Below are 15916 nucleotides of genomic sequence, written 5' to 3'. Positions count from 1 at the left end.
CTGGTGGCTCGCCTGTGATCCAAGGCAACGATAAACCCAGGCTTTGAAGTTGGAGCGCTGAATGACCCGATGGACACGCCGCGGGCTCTTGAAAACGGCCACCTTCGCTGGCGCAACCGGAGTGGGGCTTTCGGCCATCGGCAGGCTTGGCAGCCTCGCCGCCGCGAGCCCGGAACCGGTGGTGCTGCAGACGGCCAAGATCCAGGCCAGGCTGATGGATATCGGCCCGACCAACAATGTGCTGACTTACGGCAACGCCGGAATGCCGCCGGTGCTCAGGATGAAGAAAGGCGAACCCTTCGCCGCGCGCCTCGTCAACGCCATCGACGATCCGACGACCATCCACTGGCACGGCATTCGCCTGCCGAACAAGATGGATGGCGTGCCCTTCCTGGTGCAGCCTTACGTCTACACCGGCGATCATTTCGACTATGCCTTCACGCCGCCCGACGCCGGCACCTTCTGGTATCACCCGCATTGCAACACGCTGGAGCAGATGGGGCACGGCCTGACTGGCATGATCGTGGTTGAAAACCCGAACGATCCGAAATTCGACGCCGAGTTTGTCCTCAACCTGCGCGACTGGCGCCTTGGCGACGACGGTCAGTTCATCGATCAGTTCCGGCCGCGCGATGCGGCGAGAACAGGCACCTACGGCACGGTGCGTACCGCCAACTGGCTCGATCAGCCGCAGTATGACGCGCCCGCCGGCGGGCTGGTGCGGCTGCGCGTCGCCATCACCGATGTCACCCGCATCCATGCCTTTCGCGTCGACGGCGCCGAGGCGATGGTGATGGCGCTGGACGGCAATCCGGTGCCGGACCGCTTTGCGCCCGATGCCTTGCTGCTTGGCCCGGGACAGCGCATGGACCTCGCCATCCGCATGCCCGACGATGAGGGCGCGATCGTCAGCCTGCGGGACGTCAGGGGCACAAAGCCCAAGGTGCTGGCGACGCTGCGCGCGACAGGCAACTCGCTCAAGCGCGACGTTCGCGACGTTGCGCCGCTGGAAGTGAATCCGGTGGCGGAAGTGGATCTCGGCTCGGCCCAGCATATCTCCCTGTCGCTCAGCGCCACGGCGGAAAACGTTCCGAGCGACAGCATCTGCGGTTCGCTCGGCTACAGTTTCTGGGCGATCAACAAGGTGCCGTGGCCGGGCGATCCGACCGCGCCGCTGGCCGAATTGAAGCTCGGCAGGAGCTATGTCATCGATATGGAGAACCTGACGCCGCAATCGCATCCGATGCATTTGCACGGCATGAGCTTCAAGGTTTTGTCATCCTCGACGCGGCCTGTGCAGCCGTTGATTTCGGACACCTATCTCGTCCAGCCCAATGAGAAGGTGAGCCTTGGCTTCGTCGCCGACAATCCCGGCGACTGGCTGCTGCATTGCCACATCATCGAGCACCAGAAATCGGGCATGACGAGCTACGTCAGGGTGGTCTGAAGCGACCCCGACGGCCAAGTCGTTCCGTCCGTGGCCTACTTGCGCAGCTGCGCCTCGATCTCGTCGAGCACCTTGTCCTTGCCGATGCCGGTGAGGAAGGCGAGGCCCTTGATGACCGGCTTGGTCACCGAAGCCGAGATCGGCGTGGTGGCGACGATGAAGTCGACGCTGTCGGCCAGCCCCGGCACTTCGGTCGCCTTCGCCTGCTGGGCGTTGAAGGTGAGGCCGCGCTTCTTCATTGCCTCGGTGACGGCGACATTGACCGCGGTCGAGGTAGCGATGCCCGTGCCGCAGGCAAAGAGAATTGTTTTCTGTCTGGACATCTCTTGCTTCTCCTTGGGTTATCGGCCGAGCACGGCGCGCACGTCGTCAAGCGTCCTGGCCGACCTCAAGCCGTCCAATGCATCGGGATTCTGGATGGTGGCCATGACGGACTGCAGCGCTTCAATCTGCTTGTCCTTGTCATTGATGGCAAGCAGGAAGACGAAGCCGACCGGCAGCTTCTCGTCGGGGTCTTCCATGTTGGCGAAGGCCACCGGATTCTTGAGCGTACCCATGGCGATGCCGGGCTTCAGCACATGTTCGGGATCGGTATGCGGCACCGCGACATTGTCGGCACGCTCCAGCGGCAGCCCGGTCGGAATGGCCATTTCGCGGCGCACGACCGCGTCGGCATAGGAGCTTTTGACATAGCCGAGGCTTTCCAGCCGGCCGGCCAGGATGCGGATGATCTCCTCATTGGTCGAGGCGTCGGATCCAAGCACGATTGCCTCGGGATCCAGAAGCTGCATGAGTCCGTCGGACATATCCTGCTCCGTTATAGGATCGTGCGCCCGAGGAGGGCGCACGGTCGTTTCGAATTGAAGGCGATGGCGCCTAAGTGGTGCCTTCGGCCGGCTCGTCCTCGGCGCCCGCCGCCCGCTCCCAGCCGAGCGGATTGCGGCGATAGAGGACGAACAGCGCGGCGATGACCAAGGCGATCACGATGATGCCGAGAAGGCCAAGTCCCTGGATCGCCTCGATGATCACATAGGGAACCCACAGGAAGCCGTCGACCACAGAGGTGATCTGCAGCGCATCCGCCGGCAGCTTGAAGCCCGATGCGACGGCGGCACTGGTGAACAGCGGCGCCAGCGCATTGGCGACATAGAAGCCGATCGCCAGCGTCACCGTGCCGATCACCACCATGCGGAACACATTGCCTTTGACCAGCGGCGCGGTCATGGCGACGATGAAGGGAATGACCGCCAGGTCGGCGAACAGGATGACGCGGTTGCCCGGCAGGACCACCGACAGGATGATGGCGATCGGCACCAGGATCAGCGACGACGAAATCGCGGCCGGATGGCCGATCAGGATCGCGGAATCGAGGCCGACGAGCAACTCGCGGTCGCCGGTTCGCTTGCGCACGAACTCCTGCGCCGCGTCGGAAACCGGAAGCAGGCCTTCCATCAGGATCTTCACCATGCGCGGCAGGAGCAGCATGACAGCCGCCAGTGTCATGCCGGTGCCCAGCACCTTGGCCAGCACCGTGCCGAGATCGCCGGCATTGTAGAAGGCGATGGCGCCGAGCACGAGGCCGATGATCAGGCCGAGCACGACAGGCTCACCGAACACGCCGAAGCGGCGCTCGATGGTTTCGGTATTGATGTTGATGCGGTTGATGCCGGGAATGCGGTCCATGATCCAGTTCAGGATGATGGCGATCGGCAGGATCTGCGCCGAGGCGAGATGCGGCACCGAAATGCCGGGCACGCCGTAGAACTGCTGCACCGCGCGCGCCGACCAATCGGCGAAGAGCAGCGACAGTGCCGCGACCAGGGCTGCGATAGCAATGCCGTAGGCCAGATTGTTCGTGGCTGCGACGACGAGCGAGCCGACAAAGGCGAAATGCCAGAAATTCCAGACGTCGACATTGAGCGTGCGCGTCATGCGCGTCAGCAGCAGCACGATATTGACCAGGATGCCGACCGGAATGACCCACAGGCCGACCGACGAGCCGAAGGCGATCGCCGCCGCCGAGGGCCAGCCGACATCGATGATGTCGCGATGGATGCCGGTGTTGGTGACGATGGCCTTGGCGACGTCGCCGATCGACGTGAACATCAGCCCAAGCACGAGATTGATACCGATGAAGGCGACGCCGATGGTGACGGCGGCACGAAAGGCCTTGTTGACCTTGGCGCCCAAAACCACGGCTATGACGAAAATGACGATCGGCAGCAGGATTGTCGCGCCGAGCGTGTCGATGGCCCCCTTGAGGCCAGCGAGAACAGTATCCATTCTTCCTCCCCTGGAGCCCCGAGCCTACGCCTCGCAATGCTCCTTGATCTCATCCAACACCTTTGCCGCCGCCACGGCGCAAAGGTCTCGCAGATTTGCGGTGAGGACGAATGCCCCTCCGAGCGTCCGTCCAATGAACATTTGCCTTTGTCAGCAAACGAATGTTTTATTAGGGCTGTTCACAACAATGTCAATTGGCAACCGTTTGGGCCAATCGACCGGGGCGCAGGCGCCTTTTCCGGGTCATTTTCGCTAGGAATCGCCGCTCGCGAGTGGTTTCGTTGGCACACGCGACCGGTCCCTGCTAATCCGGCCGCAAATCAAGAAGCTGTGGACATCTCACGCATGACCAATGTCGCCTTGACCGGGCTTGCCCGCGATCTCGCCAGCCGCGCCGCCGACGGTCGTCCAGTGCGCATCGGTGTTATCGGTTCGGGCGAGATGGGCACCGACCTCGTCACGCAAGGCATGCTGATGCCGGGGATTTCGGTCTGCGCCGTCTCCACGCGGCGCCCGCACACCGCGCGTGACGCCATCCGCATCGCCTATGGCGACGAGGCGATGGCAGTCGAGGCAGACGCGGCATCGAAAGTCACCGCGGCCATCGAGGCAGGAAAGATCGCCGTCACCTCCAACGAGATGCTGGTCACCAATCCGCTGATCGACGTCGTCATCGACGCCACGGGAAAACCCGGCGTCGCCGCCGATTTCGACCTGATGGCGATGGAGCATGGCAAGCATCTGGTGATGATGAATGTCGAGGCCGACGTCACCATCGGCTGCTATCTGAAGCAGCAGGCCGACCGGCTTGGCGTCGTCTATTCGGTCGGCGCCGGCGACGAACCTTCGAGCTGCATGGAACTGATCGAGTTCGCGTCCGCCCTCGGCCTGACCATCGTCTCGGCCGGCAAGGGCAAGAACAACCCGCTCAACCACGACGCCATGCCCGACGACTATCGCGAGGAAGCGATCCGCCGCAACATGAACCCGCGCATGCTGGTCGAGTTCGTCGACGGTTCGAAAACCATGGTCGAGATGTGCGCCATCGCCAACGCCACCGGCCTAGTGCCCGATGTGCCCGGCATGCATGGCCCGAAGGCCGACCGCGACAATCTCGTCAAGGTGCTGATACCACGCGAGGATGGCGGGCTGTTGTTGAAAAAAGGCGTCGTCGACTACACCATCGGCAAGGGTGTGGCGCCCGGTGTCTTCGTCATCGTCGAGGCGACGCATCCGCGCATCATCGAGCGCATGGACGATCTGCATATCGGCCGCGGTCCCTATTACAGCCTGTTCCGACCCTATCATCTGACATCACTGGAAGTGCCGCTGACCGCCGCCCGTATCGTGCTTTTCGGCAAGCCCGACATGGTGCCGCTGCCAAGGCCGGTCGCCGAGGTCTGCGCGGTCGCCAAGCGGGACTTGGCAGCCGGCGAGACCTTCGATGCCATCGGCGAGACCTGCTACCGTTCCTGGACCATGACCGTCGGCGAAGCCCGAGCCCAACGCGCCGTGCCGGTCGGCCTGCTCGAGGGCGGCAAGGTGCTGAAACCGGTCAGGAAGGGCGAACTGCTGACCGCCGACAACGCCGCGCCCGACCCGACGACGAGGCTGTTCGCCTTGCGCCGGCTGCAGGACGAGATCCTGTACGGAAAATAGGCGGTTGTGGTGCTGTCATGACAAATGCACTAAATTGTATTGGCAAATATCGCTGAGGTCGGCCAATACGGTCCTCGCTTAGGGGCTGCCCTATTTCCCCAGCTCGATCGACCGCAGCCGAGCCGCCTCGACTGCCTGTGTCAGCAAATTGGTCAGCCGATCCTCGCCCATCAGCACGCCAAGCGCCGCTGCCGTCGTGCCATTGGGGCTGGTCACCTGCTGGCGCAGCACGCCCGGTTCCTCCTGGCTTTCGGCGGCAAGCGAGGCGGCCCCATAGACCGTCTGCATGGCGAGCAGCCTGGCGGTTGCACTAGGCAGCCCCGCCTTCTCGGCGGCCACGGTCAGCGCTTCGATGAAGTGGAAAATATAGGCCGGCCCCGATCCCGACACGGCGGTCACCGCATCCATCAGGCCCTCGTCGTCGATGGTGGCCACTTCGCCGCTGGCCGACAGCAGGTCGGCGACAAAGCGCTTGGTATCATCGGAGACGAGCGGGTTGGAAAACACCACCATCATGCCCTTGCCGATGGAAGCCGGCGTATTGGGCATGCAGCGCACGACAGGCGCGCGGCCGCCGAGGATGTCCTCGAAGGTGGCGACCGGCGTGCCGGCGGCGATGCTGACGAATGTGGTCCGCCCGTCGCCAAAATGCTTGTAGGCGGCGGTGACGTCGCGGATCACCTGGGGTTTTACCGCGATGACGACGAGATCGGGCACCGCATCGGCTTGAATCTCATTGGCATCCGCTGATGTGGCGCAGCCAAGCGTCGCAGCGCGCTGGCGCAACTCCGCATTGGGCTCGACCACGAAAACCGCCGAGGGTGCGAGCTTGCCGGATTTCAGCCAGCCCGAAAGCATGGCGTAACCCATATTGCCGCAGCCGGCGAGAACAAGCCTGATCGTCATCGAAAGCCCTCCGAAGGAAGGCTTTGACATAGACGCTCACGGTTCCCTAGGGAAGCCCCTGTCAGGCCGGTCGGGAGCCACGCACCGGGATCGGCCGCAGCGACACTTGCCTCAGGCCAAGCACGCCGAGCACGAAGAACAGCCAGACCGGGTCGCCGCGATGGAAGAAGAAGCTTTCGAGGAAGGCGTTGAGCGCGGTGAACAGCACCACCATCATGAAGAAGTCGCCGAGATAGATATTTTCCTTGCGCAGCGGAATGTGCATGTAGTCGCGCAGTGGCGCGATGAGGAACGTGTAGGCAGCCACGCAAAGGGCGGGGATGCCCATCAACACGGCGATGTCGAGATAGCCGTCATGGCCGTGCACGATGGTCCGGATGTCCCACGGCCGGTCGAAGGGTTGGTCCTGGTTGAGCAGCAGCGGCGTGCCCCAGAAACTCTCATAGCCGTAGCCGGTCCATGGTTTCTTCGCCAGCATCGAGCCGGCGAACTCCCACAGCGTCGTGCGGCCGGTATAGGTCATGTCGGGAAAATAGATCGCCGCCAGATGCTTCACCGGCGGCAGGAAAACGATGCCCAGCGTGCCGACCGCGGTGGCGATGATCGCCAGCGTAAACAGGATCGGCGTGCCGAGCCGCATGCCAATCAGGCTCGGCAGAACGACGATCAGGATCGAGAACGGCACCAGGCCGGCGGTGGTCTTGGAGCCGGTGTGCAGCATGAAGATCATCGCCGCGCAGAAGATTCCCGCGCCCCACCAGCGTTGCCCGCGCCGGTAGAGGTAGAGGCCGGCGAAACTGAAGCAGGCCATGATAGGGCCGGCGATGTTCTTGTGGGTGAACACGCCGCGCCACAGGCCCGCATGTTCGGGCTCCTGGGAATCGCCCGTGTGCAGCGCTTCGTGCGGAAAGACGATCAGGCCGACATAGGAAAGGCCCATCACCACCACGGCGGTGAAGATGATGACTTTCGAGAAGGACTCGGCGTCACGCGGCAGCGCCAGGATCGTTGCCATGGTCAGGATGCCGATCATGGTGAAGGACGCGGCGCGCATCGCCGAGGGTGGGTCGGTCGCCAGCACCACCGACAGGAAGAAGAAACCCAGCATCAGCACCCAGGACGGGCTGAACAGCGAGCGCACGATGCGCGGATCGGCAAAGGCCATCAGCGAGAAGATCGAAACGGCGCCGAGCGAGCCGAAGCCGAGCTGGTTGACGATGTCGCCGCCGTCGCCGGTGAGTTCTGCGCCTGCCGGCTGGAACGGGCGGAAGGACACCATGATGACGGTGAACAGCAGTGCGGCGATGGCCGTCGCCACGCCGTCGCGCGTGAACGCGTCGCTGAGCAGGCCGCGCTCAGTTTTTCTCGGGTTGGCGATACTGCTCATTGGCATATCCGAATTCGGCCAGCACGCGGCCGAGCGCCACATGGACGGGGTAGATGGCGATCGCCGGCGATCCTGTCCGTGCCAGCCGGATCAGGCCGCGAAACGGCGAAGCGGCCAGCAGCGCCAGGCTTTTCGCCAACACCTTGGCGCCGGCCAGCGGCGTGCCGGCGCGCTTCTTCTTCTCGACCAGCGTCGAGATCACGCCGTTGCGCAGGCTGCGGGCCCGGACCCAGTCGGCCTCGACGCGCCGCGCTGGGACGGTCTCGCGAACTTTGGCCTCGGCACACCAGCCGAGCACAAAGCCCTTCTGCGCCGCCCGGCTGAGAAAATCGGAATCGCCGCCCCCCATGAAGTTGAATCTGAGATCGAGGAAGGGCGGCCCCATGGCGATCAGCACGTTGCGCCCGACCAGAAGATTGCCGGACGAATAGAGCGCCGGCACGCGTCCCGTCTCTCGGTAGGGCGGCGCGAACACCGGATGCTCGGCCCATCTCGCATGGGCAGCGTCTGCGAAGACAGGCACCTGCGGGCCGCCGACAATATAGGCGCCGAGCGTCTCGGCCGCCGTGCACATGCGTTCCAGCCAGTGCGGATCGGCGATCTCGTCATCGTCGATGACCAGCAGATGCCTGAAGTTCGGAAAGTGCAGGATCGCCGTCTGCCAGCCGGCATTGTAGGCGCTGCAATTGCCGCGCTCATGCGCGATGATGACCATGCCCGGCATCTCGCCGCGCTCGAACAGCGGCAGCACCGCCTTGGCGCCTTCCCGCGCCTCGGCTTCGTTCTCCATGACGATGACGGCAAAGCGCCTGCCGGTCCGCTGTGCGCGCAGCGAAGCCAGCGTTTCCAGCACCTGTTCGGGCCGCTTGAAGGTCGGCAGGGTGACGACCGCTTCGACAGCCTCCACGTTAAGCCGGGGAGACCGTCCAGCGATCGATACCGAACCATCTGATGGCAAAGGGATCATCCGTGTCCAGCCACATGGTGAGTCGCGTTCTGGTAGCACCACGGTGATAAGGTTTCGTTAATCACCTTGCATGGAGAGGCCCGTCGGGCAGGGGCTTTCGGCCGTTGGTTGTGCTCGCTTAATCAAGGGTTCACCGCGCTTTGCTACCGGCTACACCACAGGATAGGTGAGATGCATCTGCTGTTCGTCACATCGATCGTGCCCGACGGCGCTCTCGCCTCGGGCTACGAGATCGCCAATGCTGCGATCATCGCAGCGTTGCGGCGCGCCGGCGCGCGCGTCACGGTCATCGGTTTCACCTGGCCCGGGAAGGCCGCGGCCGATCCGGAAAACACCGTGGTGCTGGGTGCGATCGACGTGCGCACGGAAAGCGCCTCAGCGCTGCAAAAGTTCGCCTGGGTCGGCAAGGCGATGCTGTCGGGCCTCACCTTCGCCTCGGTCAAGCTGCGTGCGGTGTCCGATCACGAAGTGCAGGCCGCTCTCGATCGGGCCGGGCCGTTCGATGGCTATGTGCTGAATTCCGTCCAGTTCGCCGGCGCCTTCGAAAAGCTCTTCGAAGACAAGCCTTCGATCTTCGTCGCCCACAATGTCGAGCATCTCTCGGCGCGGGAGAACGCGGCGGCTGCCGGCGGCCCCTTCCAGCGCCTGCTGTTCCGCCGCGAGGCAAGGCTGCTCAAGGTCGTGGAAGAGCGTCTCTGCCGCCGCGCGCGCTTTGTCTTCACGCTGGCCGAGGAAGACCGGGCGGCACTCGGCGTCGCCGCCGCCGACCGATCGGCGGTGCTGCCGCTGGTGACCGGCGCCAAGGCGCCAACCCGCAACGGCCCGCGCCGGATCGACTGCGACGCTGCGTTGATCGGCACCTGGACCTGGCAGCCGAACCGCATCGGCCTGGACTGGTTCCTGAGTAAAGTGGTGCCGCATCTTCGGCCCGGTTTCCGCATCCGCATCGCCGGCCACATGCCTTCAGGCGCCACCTCGGCGCATCCGGGTGTCGAGTTTGTCGGCCGTGTCCCGGATGCCAGGGCGTTCGTGTGCGGCGCGGCCGTCATCCCGCTGATCAGCACCGCGGGCAGCGGCGTGCAGCTGAAGACCATCGAGACGTTCGAACTCGGGCTGCCCTCGGTCGCCACCAGCCGCTCATTGCGCGGCATCGACCATCGCCCCGACAATTGCATCGTCACCGACGATCCGGCCGGCTTCGCCAGGGCCCTGGAGGCTGCGGCCGCCGACGTCCGGGACGTCGATGGCGGCGCGTTCCATCACCAGCAGGTCAAGGCGCTGGATGTCGCCATCCGGCTCGGCTTGGAGAAACTCGGGGCCGTCAGGCAGGAGGTGTTCGCATGAATATGCATACCGCCCGCGCCGCATTCGGGCTCGACAGCTTGAAGACGATCCTCGGCATCTCCGTGCTCGCCATCCGTTGGGACGATGCCATCGCCCTGCTCACCCGCCTGATCGCCGAGCGGCGCTTCACCAAGGTCAGTTTCCTCAACGCCCACAATGCCAACATCGCCTATTCAGACCCGGTCTTCGCCGAGGCGCTCGACGATTTCCTCATCCTGCCGGACGGCATCGGCGTCGATCTCGCCGCGAAGCTTCTCTACGGCGCGCCCTTTCCGGACAATCTCAACGGCACCGATTTCGTGCCGGCCTTCTTGCAGGCCTCGACGCGGCCGCTGACTGTCGGGCTGCTCGGCGCGACGCGTGTCAACGCCGAGGCGGCGTCGGTCAAGCTGGCGGCCCTTGCCGTGCAGCACACTTTCGTGGTCATTCATGACGGCTATTTCTCCGCCGCGCAGGAGCCGGAGATCATTGGCCGGATCGCGGCGCTGCGGCCCGATATGCTGCTGGTCGCCATGGGCGTGCCCCGCCAGGAACTGTGGATCGCCCGCCACATCGACGAACGCCACTGCACGATGCCGGTCGCGGTCGGCGCTCTGCTGGATTTCCTGAGTGGCTCGGTGCCCCGCGCGCCGCTGTGGATGCGCCGCCTGCGCCTGGAATGGCTGTTCCGGCTGGCGGTCGAGCCGGGCCGGCTCTGGCGCCGCTACGTCGTCGGCAATCCGGTGTTCCTGTGGCGGGTCGTCAGGCAGAGATGGTCGCATGGCGCCGAAACGGCCGGAGAGCTCCGTTGAACAAAAGGTTCGTTCCAGACGCTCTCGTCGGCCTTGGCCTGTTGCCGAAGACGCCGACGGCGGCGGTGGTGACGGCAAGCTACGCGCCGGATTTCGAGCGCTGCCGCCTGTTGTGCGAGACGCTTGACCGGCATGTTTCCGGCGCCGCGCACCATTACATCCTGGTCGAACACCGCGACGTCGCGCTTTTCCGTCAGTTGGAGACTGGCCGGCGCACTGTTGTCGACGAGCGCGACCTGCTGCCGCGCTGGCTGCGCGCTTTCGACGATCCGCTCAGCCTGTTCCGTCGGCGTGTCTGGTTCAGCCTGAAGACGCAACCGCTGCGCGGCTGGCACGTGCAGCAGCTGCGCCGCATCGCCATAGCGGCGCATGCCAGGGAAGACGTTCTGGTCTTCTGCGATTCCGACGTCGCTTTTCTGAAGGCCTTCGACTGCACCGCCTTCTGGCGCGGGGGCAAGGCGCGGCTGTTCCGCCGCGACGGCGTGCTTGCCGACGACGGTCACGACGAGCATCGCATCTGGTCGCGCAATGCGGGTTCCGCGCTCGGCATCGACCCGTCGCGGATGTCGGCCCACGATTATATCTCGACGCTGATCGCCTGGCGCCGCGACACCGTGCTTGCCATGTGCGGCCAGATCGAGAAGGTCCATGGCCGCGCCTGGGTCGAGGTGGTCGGCTCGGCGCGCAGATTCTCCGAATGCATGATCTATGGCCGCTATGTCGACGATCTGCTGGACGGCGCCGGCCACTTCCACGGTTCGGAGGAATTCTGCCGCGTCCACTGGACAGGAGAGGCGTTATCGGACGACGAGTTTCGCCGCTTCGTTGCCGGCATGGCGCCGGAGCAGGTGGCGATCGGCATGCAATCCTTCATCGGCACCGATATCGGTCGCATCCGCCGCCTGATCGGGTTGGGCTAGCCTCACCTGAATTCAGATCGCCTTCGCCGGCCTGCGCAGCGCCGAATAAGTCAGCAGCATCGAAGCGAGATAGAGCATCAGGAAGACGCTGTTGAGCGACAGCACCAGCGTCGACGTGTCGGCGATGGTGGTCAGCACATAGGTCAAAAGCAGTGCCTTCAGGGCGGCGAGCAAACCGAGATTGAGCGCCCGCACCGCCGTCTGGCCGCGCGCGAACAACAGCTCCGCCTGGTATTCGACCAGATTGCGCAATCCCGGAACGCAGATTGCCAGCGCCACCAGCGGCGCGGCCTCGGAGACGTTCCTGCCGAGGGCGTTGGGGAAGAAGTGCAGCACGATGCCGAGCGCCAGCAGCGCCAGCGTCGAAACGACGAACACGCCGCCCTCGATGCCGCTCTTGACGGCCAGCCGCGACAACAGGTCCGGCGCGCGCATCATGCGTTGCACCAGCATCATCGAGAAGGTGCGGATCGGGATTGCGGTCAGGTCGACCAGCCGCATGATGATGGCATAGATGCCGGCCAGATGCGGGCCGCCGATCGCCAGCACCAGCAGCTTGTCGAATTCCGATTGCAGGTAGAACAACACTTCCGCGCCGGCGACGTAAATGGAATCGGCAAGCCGCCTGAGATAAAGCTCGATGCGCAGCCGCAGTCTTTGGCGCGGATAGAACCAGCCGAAAGCCAGAAGCAGCGAGGCGGCGTTGGCGCCGATATAGAACCACGACCACATCCAGATGCTGTGCTGCGCCGAGACCATGAACAGCACCGCGCCAAGCGCCCGCAGTGCCGTCGCCAGGATCGCCAGGATCGCGGCGCGCCCGAATTTGCCCAGCCCGTTGTTGACGATCAGCGCCACCTCGACCGGCCGCCACAACAGCGCTTCGGCAAACACGATCGCCGAAAACACCGACAGCGGCACGGTGCCGGCAAAGAAGATCAGGTAGACCCCGAACGAGGCCAACGCCAGGAGCGGCAGCGAAACGACGCCGAGCAGCAGGAAGCCGGCGGTGAAGGTGCCGATCAGATTGGGGCGGATGGTGGCGGTGCGGTAGAGCGCCGAGATGAAACCGAAGGCCAGGATCCGCGACAGCATCACGCCGGCGGCCGAGGCGGTGGCGAACATGCCGAATTCGGAGATCGACAAAGTGTTGGCGAGGGCGATGAAATAGGCCAGCGAAAACACCAGCCGCCCGCCGGCGCCGCTGATCGCGGAAAAATAGTCGCGCACCAGCCCCCGTCGCTCGGCCACGAAAGTGCCGATCCGGGCGAAACTACGCCTTTGCGGTATGCCGCGAGCTTCGGTCATGTGCCGGGAAGCCATAGGCGGGAAAGCTTAACGTGCCGTTCTAAGGCCCGAAAGCACTGAAATTCCGACACTTGAGGTTATGAAAAGCTTACATGCCGGCATGCCGAAATTAACTTTTTGTTTCCTATGCTTGTTTAGCGTGGCTTAACGAGTAGCCGACCGCCGCTGCCCGGTGGCCAAAGAGTGAAGCTCCAAGATAATGGTCGACAGGGAAAACCGTGAAGACTGGAGGCGCGAGCGTTCATTGCTGGCGCTCGGCCAGGCCATGCGCGGTGAGGATGACGCATCCCTGGTCTCGATAGGCGATCGCGCAGATTCGGTATGGCGCGAGGATGCTGCCACGCGCCATCGCCTTGCCCGTTCGCGGCGTGAGGCGCGAACGAACCCAGCGCCGTCTGCCGCCGGCGGAACAGGGCGCCTCCGGCCGGATGAGCAGCCGGAAGCGGCGGCTCGGGACGACGCCTGGCGCTCGCAAGAGGACGCCGACGATCTGCCGCCGGCCATGCCATATTCAAGACAATCTGCTGAAGAGCCTTCCGGCAGCACTCGCGCGCATGACACGTCCGGATCCCGCCAGGCAGGCGAAGCCAATACATCCTTTGACGATCGCAGGGACGATCAACAGTGGAAGCCGCTGATCGATCCGATGCAGGTCGCGCGCGGCATTGCCAGGTCGAAACTGCTGATCATCACCACCACCCTGATCGGTGCCGGGCTCGGCATCGCGATCGCGCTGTCGACGCCGAAGAAATATGAAGCCACCGCTGAACTGATCGTTGACCCGCGCGACCTCAAGCTCACCGACCGGGACCTTACCCAGAATGTGGTCGCTTCCGACGCCACGCTCGCCATCGTTGAAAACCAGGTCCGGGTGCTAACCTCGGGCACGGTCTTGAACAAGGTCGTCGACAAGCTCAATCTGGCCAACGATCCGGAGTTCAATGGCCAGGGTGCCGGCGGCCTCGGCATCAGGTCTCTCATTCGTGCGATTCTTCCACACCAGGACGGCCCGGGCGGCGCGGACGAGGTCCGCCGGCGTGCGCTCGCCGTTGGCAATCTGGCCGAAAGCCTGTCTGTCGAGCGTGGCGGCAAGACCTTCGTCATCACCGTCAGCGCGATCACGCAGAACGGCGAGAAATCGGCGCTCATCGCCAACACGATGACGGATGTGTTTCTGCAGACCTTCGGTCAGATCCAGTCCGCTACGGCCGGCCGTGCGACCGACGAACTGACGGCAAGGCTCGATGAACTGCGCAAGGGCGTCGAGGCAGCCGAACGCAAGGTCGAGGAGTTCAGAGCGTCGCATGACCTCGTCGACGCACAGGGTCATCTGATCAGCGACGATGAGATGCTGAAGCTCAACGAGCAGCTCTCGGTCGCCCGCGCCCGCACGCTGGAACTCAATGCAAGGGCGGCTTCGGCGCGCTCGATCGACGTCAATTCGGTTCTCGCCGGCACCTTACCGGAAGAGATCAATTCCAACACGATGAGCGATCTGCGTTCGCAATATGCAACGCTCAAGCAGGAGGCGGACCGTGCCGCCATCCGGCTGGGCCCGCGTCATCCTGAACTCCAGGCGCTGAACGCACAGATCGCCGGTGCGCGCGACCGCATCGCCGGCGAGTTGCGCCGCATCGCTTCCTCGCTGCAGGTCGATCTGAAACGCGCCGTCCAGCTGGAACAGGATCTCTCCTCCCGCCTTGCCCAGCTCAAGGTGCGCAGCGGCGACGTCAACAGCGATTTGGTGTCGATGCGCGAACTGGAGCGCGAGGCTGCCGCCAAGCGCTCCGTCTACGAACAATTTCTGCTGCGCGCCAAGGAGACGGGCGAGCAGAAGGACATCAACACCGCCAACATGAATGTGATCTCCAAGGCCTTCGCACCGCTCGAGGCCAAAGGTCCGTCGCGGGCCGTGATGGCCCTTGCCGGTCTGCTCCTGGGGTTTGCCTCTGGAATTGGCCTCGGTGCCATGCGCGGCGCCTATGAAAGCCTGCGCGAGACCGCCACATCGCGCTCGCGCCGCGACCGCAAGGCGCCTGTCGAAGACCAGGCATTCCGGTCGGCGCCGCCGCCCGCGCCGCCAATGCCGGCAGCGCCCGTGCCGCCGGTGCCACCCCCGCCGCCAGCACCGCCACCGCCCTTGGCACAGGCCGAAGCCGCTCCCGCCGAACGGCCCGGGCGTGTCGCCGCGCTCATGGCGAAATTGCGCAATGCTCTCTCCCGCAAGCCATCCGCCGAACTGGACGATGACAGCGAATTCGCCGCCTTTGGCGACAATGCGCGGCCGGCGGATGCTGCCATGCCCTCAGGCTTCCCGAACCCGGATTCCGCCTTCATGCCGCGGTCGTCGGACTATTCGCGGCCGCCTTTCCCGCCAGGCTTCGATGCCACCTATTCCCAGCCGATGGGGCCGCCGTCGCGGTCGCCCCTGAAGCCGCCACTGCCGATCTATCCGGCTCCGCCGCCCTATCCCTCACAGGCCGGCTCGATGCAGTCCTGGCCGGCGCCGTCACCTGCAGCTCACCCCTATACCCAGGCCATGGCGCCCTATGCCGGGCACATGCCGTATCCGCCGCAGCCCACGCCGCCGGCCTATCCACCCCAGCCATCGGAGGAGCCTTCGCCGGTTGAGGAAAGCGCCGAACAGGCGCCGATCGAGGAAATTCGTGCCAGCCTGCGCGAATTCCGCGAGGCGGTCCGCGAACTCACCGAAAGCCGCGCCCGCCGCCGCTACTTCTGAGCCACAAGATAGGTTGCCGAGGCCGAACAAAACCATCCCGGTTTTCGCGTAAACGGCATGGGACGGCGCTTTGACGGGATTGCGTGCCGGAATTTTCGTGACAATGCCGCGCTGCATGTTGCCGTCGCCGGACATTGCATCTCGAAAGCGGCGTTGCGCGAAAC

The 15916-nt window shown here is 64.5% G+C and carries 13 protein-coding genes; 6 read left to right on the top strand and 7 right to left on the bottom strand.

Features of this window, described 5'->3' with window-relative positions; all coding sequences use genetic code 11:
- The first annotated feature begins 61 nt into the window (after window positions 1-61).
- Window positions 62-1447 carry a multicopper oxidase family protein gene (locus FJ546_RS25180; RefSeq protein ID WP_140891782.1) on the top strand — a complete coding sequence of 462 codons (1386 nt, stop codon included), beginning with the start codon at window positions 62-64 and terminating at the stop codon, window positions 1445-1447.
- A 35-nt stretch (window positions 1448-1482) separates the two neighbouring features.
- Here FJ546_RS25180 and FJ546_RS25175 read toward each other — a convergent pair whose 3' ends face one another.
- From FJ546_RS25175 to FJ546_RS25165, 3 genes are all read right to left on the bottom strand, one after another.
- On the bottom strand, window positions 1483-1770 hold the full coding sequence (locus FJ546_RS25175) for a PTS sugar transporter subunit IIB (RefSeq protein WP_056566028.1): 288 nt from the start codon (window positions 1768-1770) through the stop codon (window positions 1483-1485).
- An 18-nt stretch (window positions 1771-1788) separates the two neighbouring features.
- Window positions 1789-2253 carry a PTS sugar transporter subunit IIA gene (locus FJ546_RS25170; protein WP_140891781.1) on the bottom strand — a complete coding sequence of 155 codons (465 nt, stop codon included), beginning with the start codon at window positions 2251-2253 and terminating at the stop codon, window positions 1789-1791.
- Window positions 2254-2323: 70 nt separating this feature from the next.
- Entirely contained in the window at window positions 2324-3730 is a 1407-nt protein-coding gene (locus FJ546_RS25165) for a PTS transporter subunit IIC (protein ID WP_140891780.1), read from the bottom strand.
- A 345-nt stretch (window positions 3731-4075) separates the two neighbouring features.
- Between FJ546_RS25165 and FJ546_RS25160 the strand changes: the two genes are divergently transcribed.
- Entirely contained in the window at window positions 4076-5389 is a 1314-nt protein-coding gene (locus FJ546_RS25160; protein WP_140891779.1) for an NAD(P)H-dependent oxidoreductase, read from the top strand.
- Window positions 5390-5479: 90 nt separating this feature from the next.
- Here the strand turns inward: FJ546_RS25160 and proC are convergent, their stop codons facing one another.
- From proC to FJ546_RS25145, 3 genes are all read right to left on the bottom strand, one after another.
- The gene (gene proC / locus FJ546_RS25155; protein ID WP_140891778.1) at window positions 5480-6295 is read right to left on the bottom strand and encodes a pyrroline-5-carboxylate reductase; all 816 of its coding nucleotides are present in this window, start codon (window positions 6293-6295) and stop codon (window positions 5480-5482) included.
- A gap of 61 nt (window positions 6296-6356) precedes the next feature.
- Window positions 6357-7682: an O-antigen ligase gene (locus FJ546_RS25150; RefSeq protein WP_140891777.1), complete on the bottom strand. Its 1326-nt coding sequence runs from the start codon at window positions 7680-7682 to the stop codon at window positions 6357-6359.
- Complete coding sequence (locus tag FJ546_RS25145) at window positions 7651-8649, bottom strand: glycosyltransferase (RefSeq protein ID WP_140891776.1); 999 nt, start codon at window positions 8647-8649, stop codon at window positions 7651-7653. The genes FJ546_RS25150 and FJ546_RS25145 overlap by 32 nt, the downstream gene beginning before the upstream one ends.
- Before the next feature lie 171 nt (window positions 8650-8820).
- On the opposite strand from FJ546_RS25145, the gene FJ546_RS25140 reads away from it, so the two are divergent.
- The 3 genes from FJ546_RS25140 to FJ546_RS25130 are packed head-to-tail and all read left to right on the top strand — an operon-like array spanning window position 8821 to window position 11704.
- Window positions 8821-9993 carry a glycosyltransferase family 4 protein gene (locus FJ546_RS25140; RefSeq protein ID WP_140891775.1) on the top strand — a complete coding sequence of 391 codons (1173 nt, stop codon included), beginning with the start codon at window positions 8821-8823 and terminating at the stop codon, window positions 9991-9993.
- Window positions 9990-10784 (top strand): WecB/TagA/CpsF family glycosyltransferase, encoded by a 795-nt coding sequence (locus tag FJ546_RS25135; protein WP_140891774.1) that lies wholly within the window; start codon window positions 9990-9992, stop codon window positions 10782-10784. Before FJ546_RS25140 ends, FJ546_RS25135 begins: the two co-directional genes overlap by 4 nt.
- Window positions 10781-11704 (top strand): DUF6492 family protein, encoded by a 924-nt coding sequence (locus FJ546_RS25130; RefSeq protein WP_140891773.1) that lies wholly within the window; start codon window positions 10781-10783, stop codon window positions 11702-11704. The genes FJ546_RS25135 and FJ546_RS25130 overlap by 4 nt, the downstream gene beginning before the upstream one ends.
- Before the next feature lie 12 nt (window positions 11705-11716).
- Here FJ546_RS25130 and FJ546_RS25125 read toward each other — a convergent pair whose 3' ends face one another.
- Window positions 11717-13012, bottom strand: coding sequence for a lipopolysaccharide biosynthesis protein (locus tag FJ546_RS25125; protein ID WP_140891772.1), 1296 nt, complete (start codon window positions 13010-13012; stop codon window positions 11717-11719).
- A gap of 199 nt (window positions 13013-13211) precedes the next feature.
- On the opposite strand from FJ546_RS25125, the gene FJ546_RS25120 reads away from it, so the two are divergent.
- Window positions 13212-15752 carry a GumC family protein gene (locus FJ546_RS25120; RefSeq protein ID WP_140891771.1) on the top strand — a complete coding sequence of 847 codons (2541 nt, stop codon included), beginning with the start codon at window positions 13212-13214 and terminating at the stop codon, window positions 15750-15752.
- Window positions 15753-15916: the final 164 nt, after the last annotated feature.

The sequence above is a fragment of the Mesorhizobium sp. B2-4-19 genome (assembly GCF_006441315.1).
GTDB lineage: Bacteria > Pseudomonadota > Alphaproteobacteria > Rhizobiales > Rhizobiaceae > Mesorhizobium.
The sequence above is the reverse complement of the archived record's forward strand: the minus strand, read 5'-3'. Positions and strand labels throughout refer to the sequence as shown.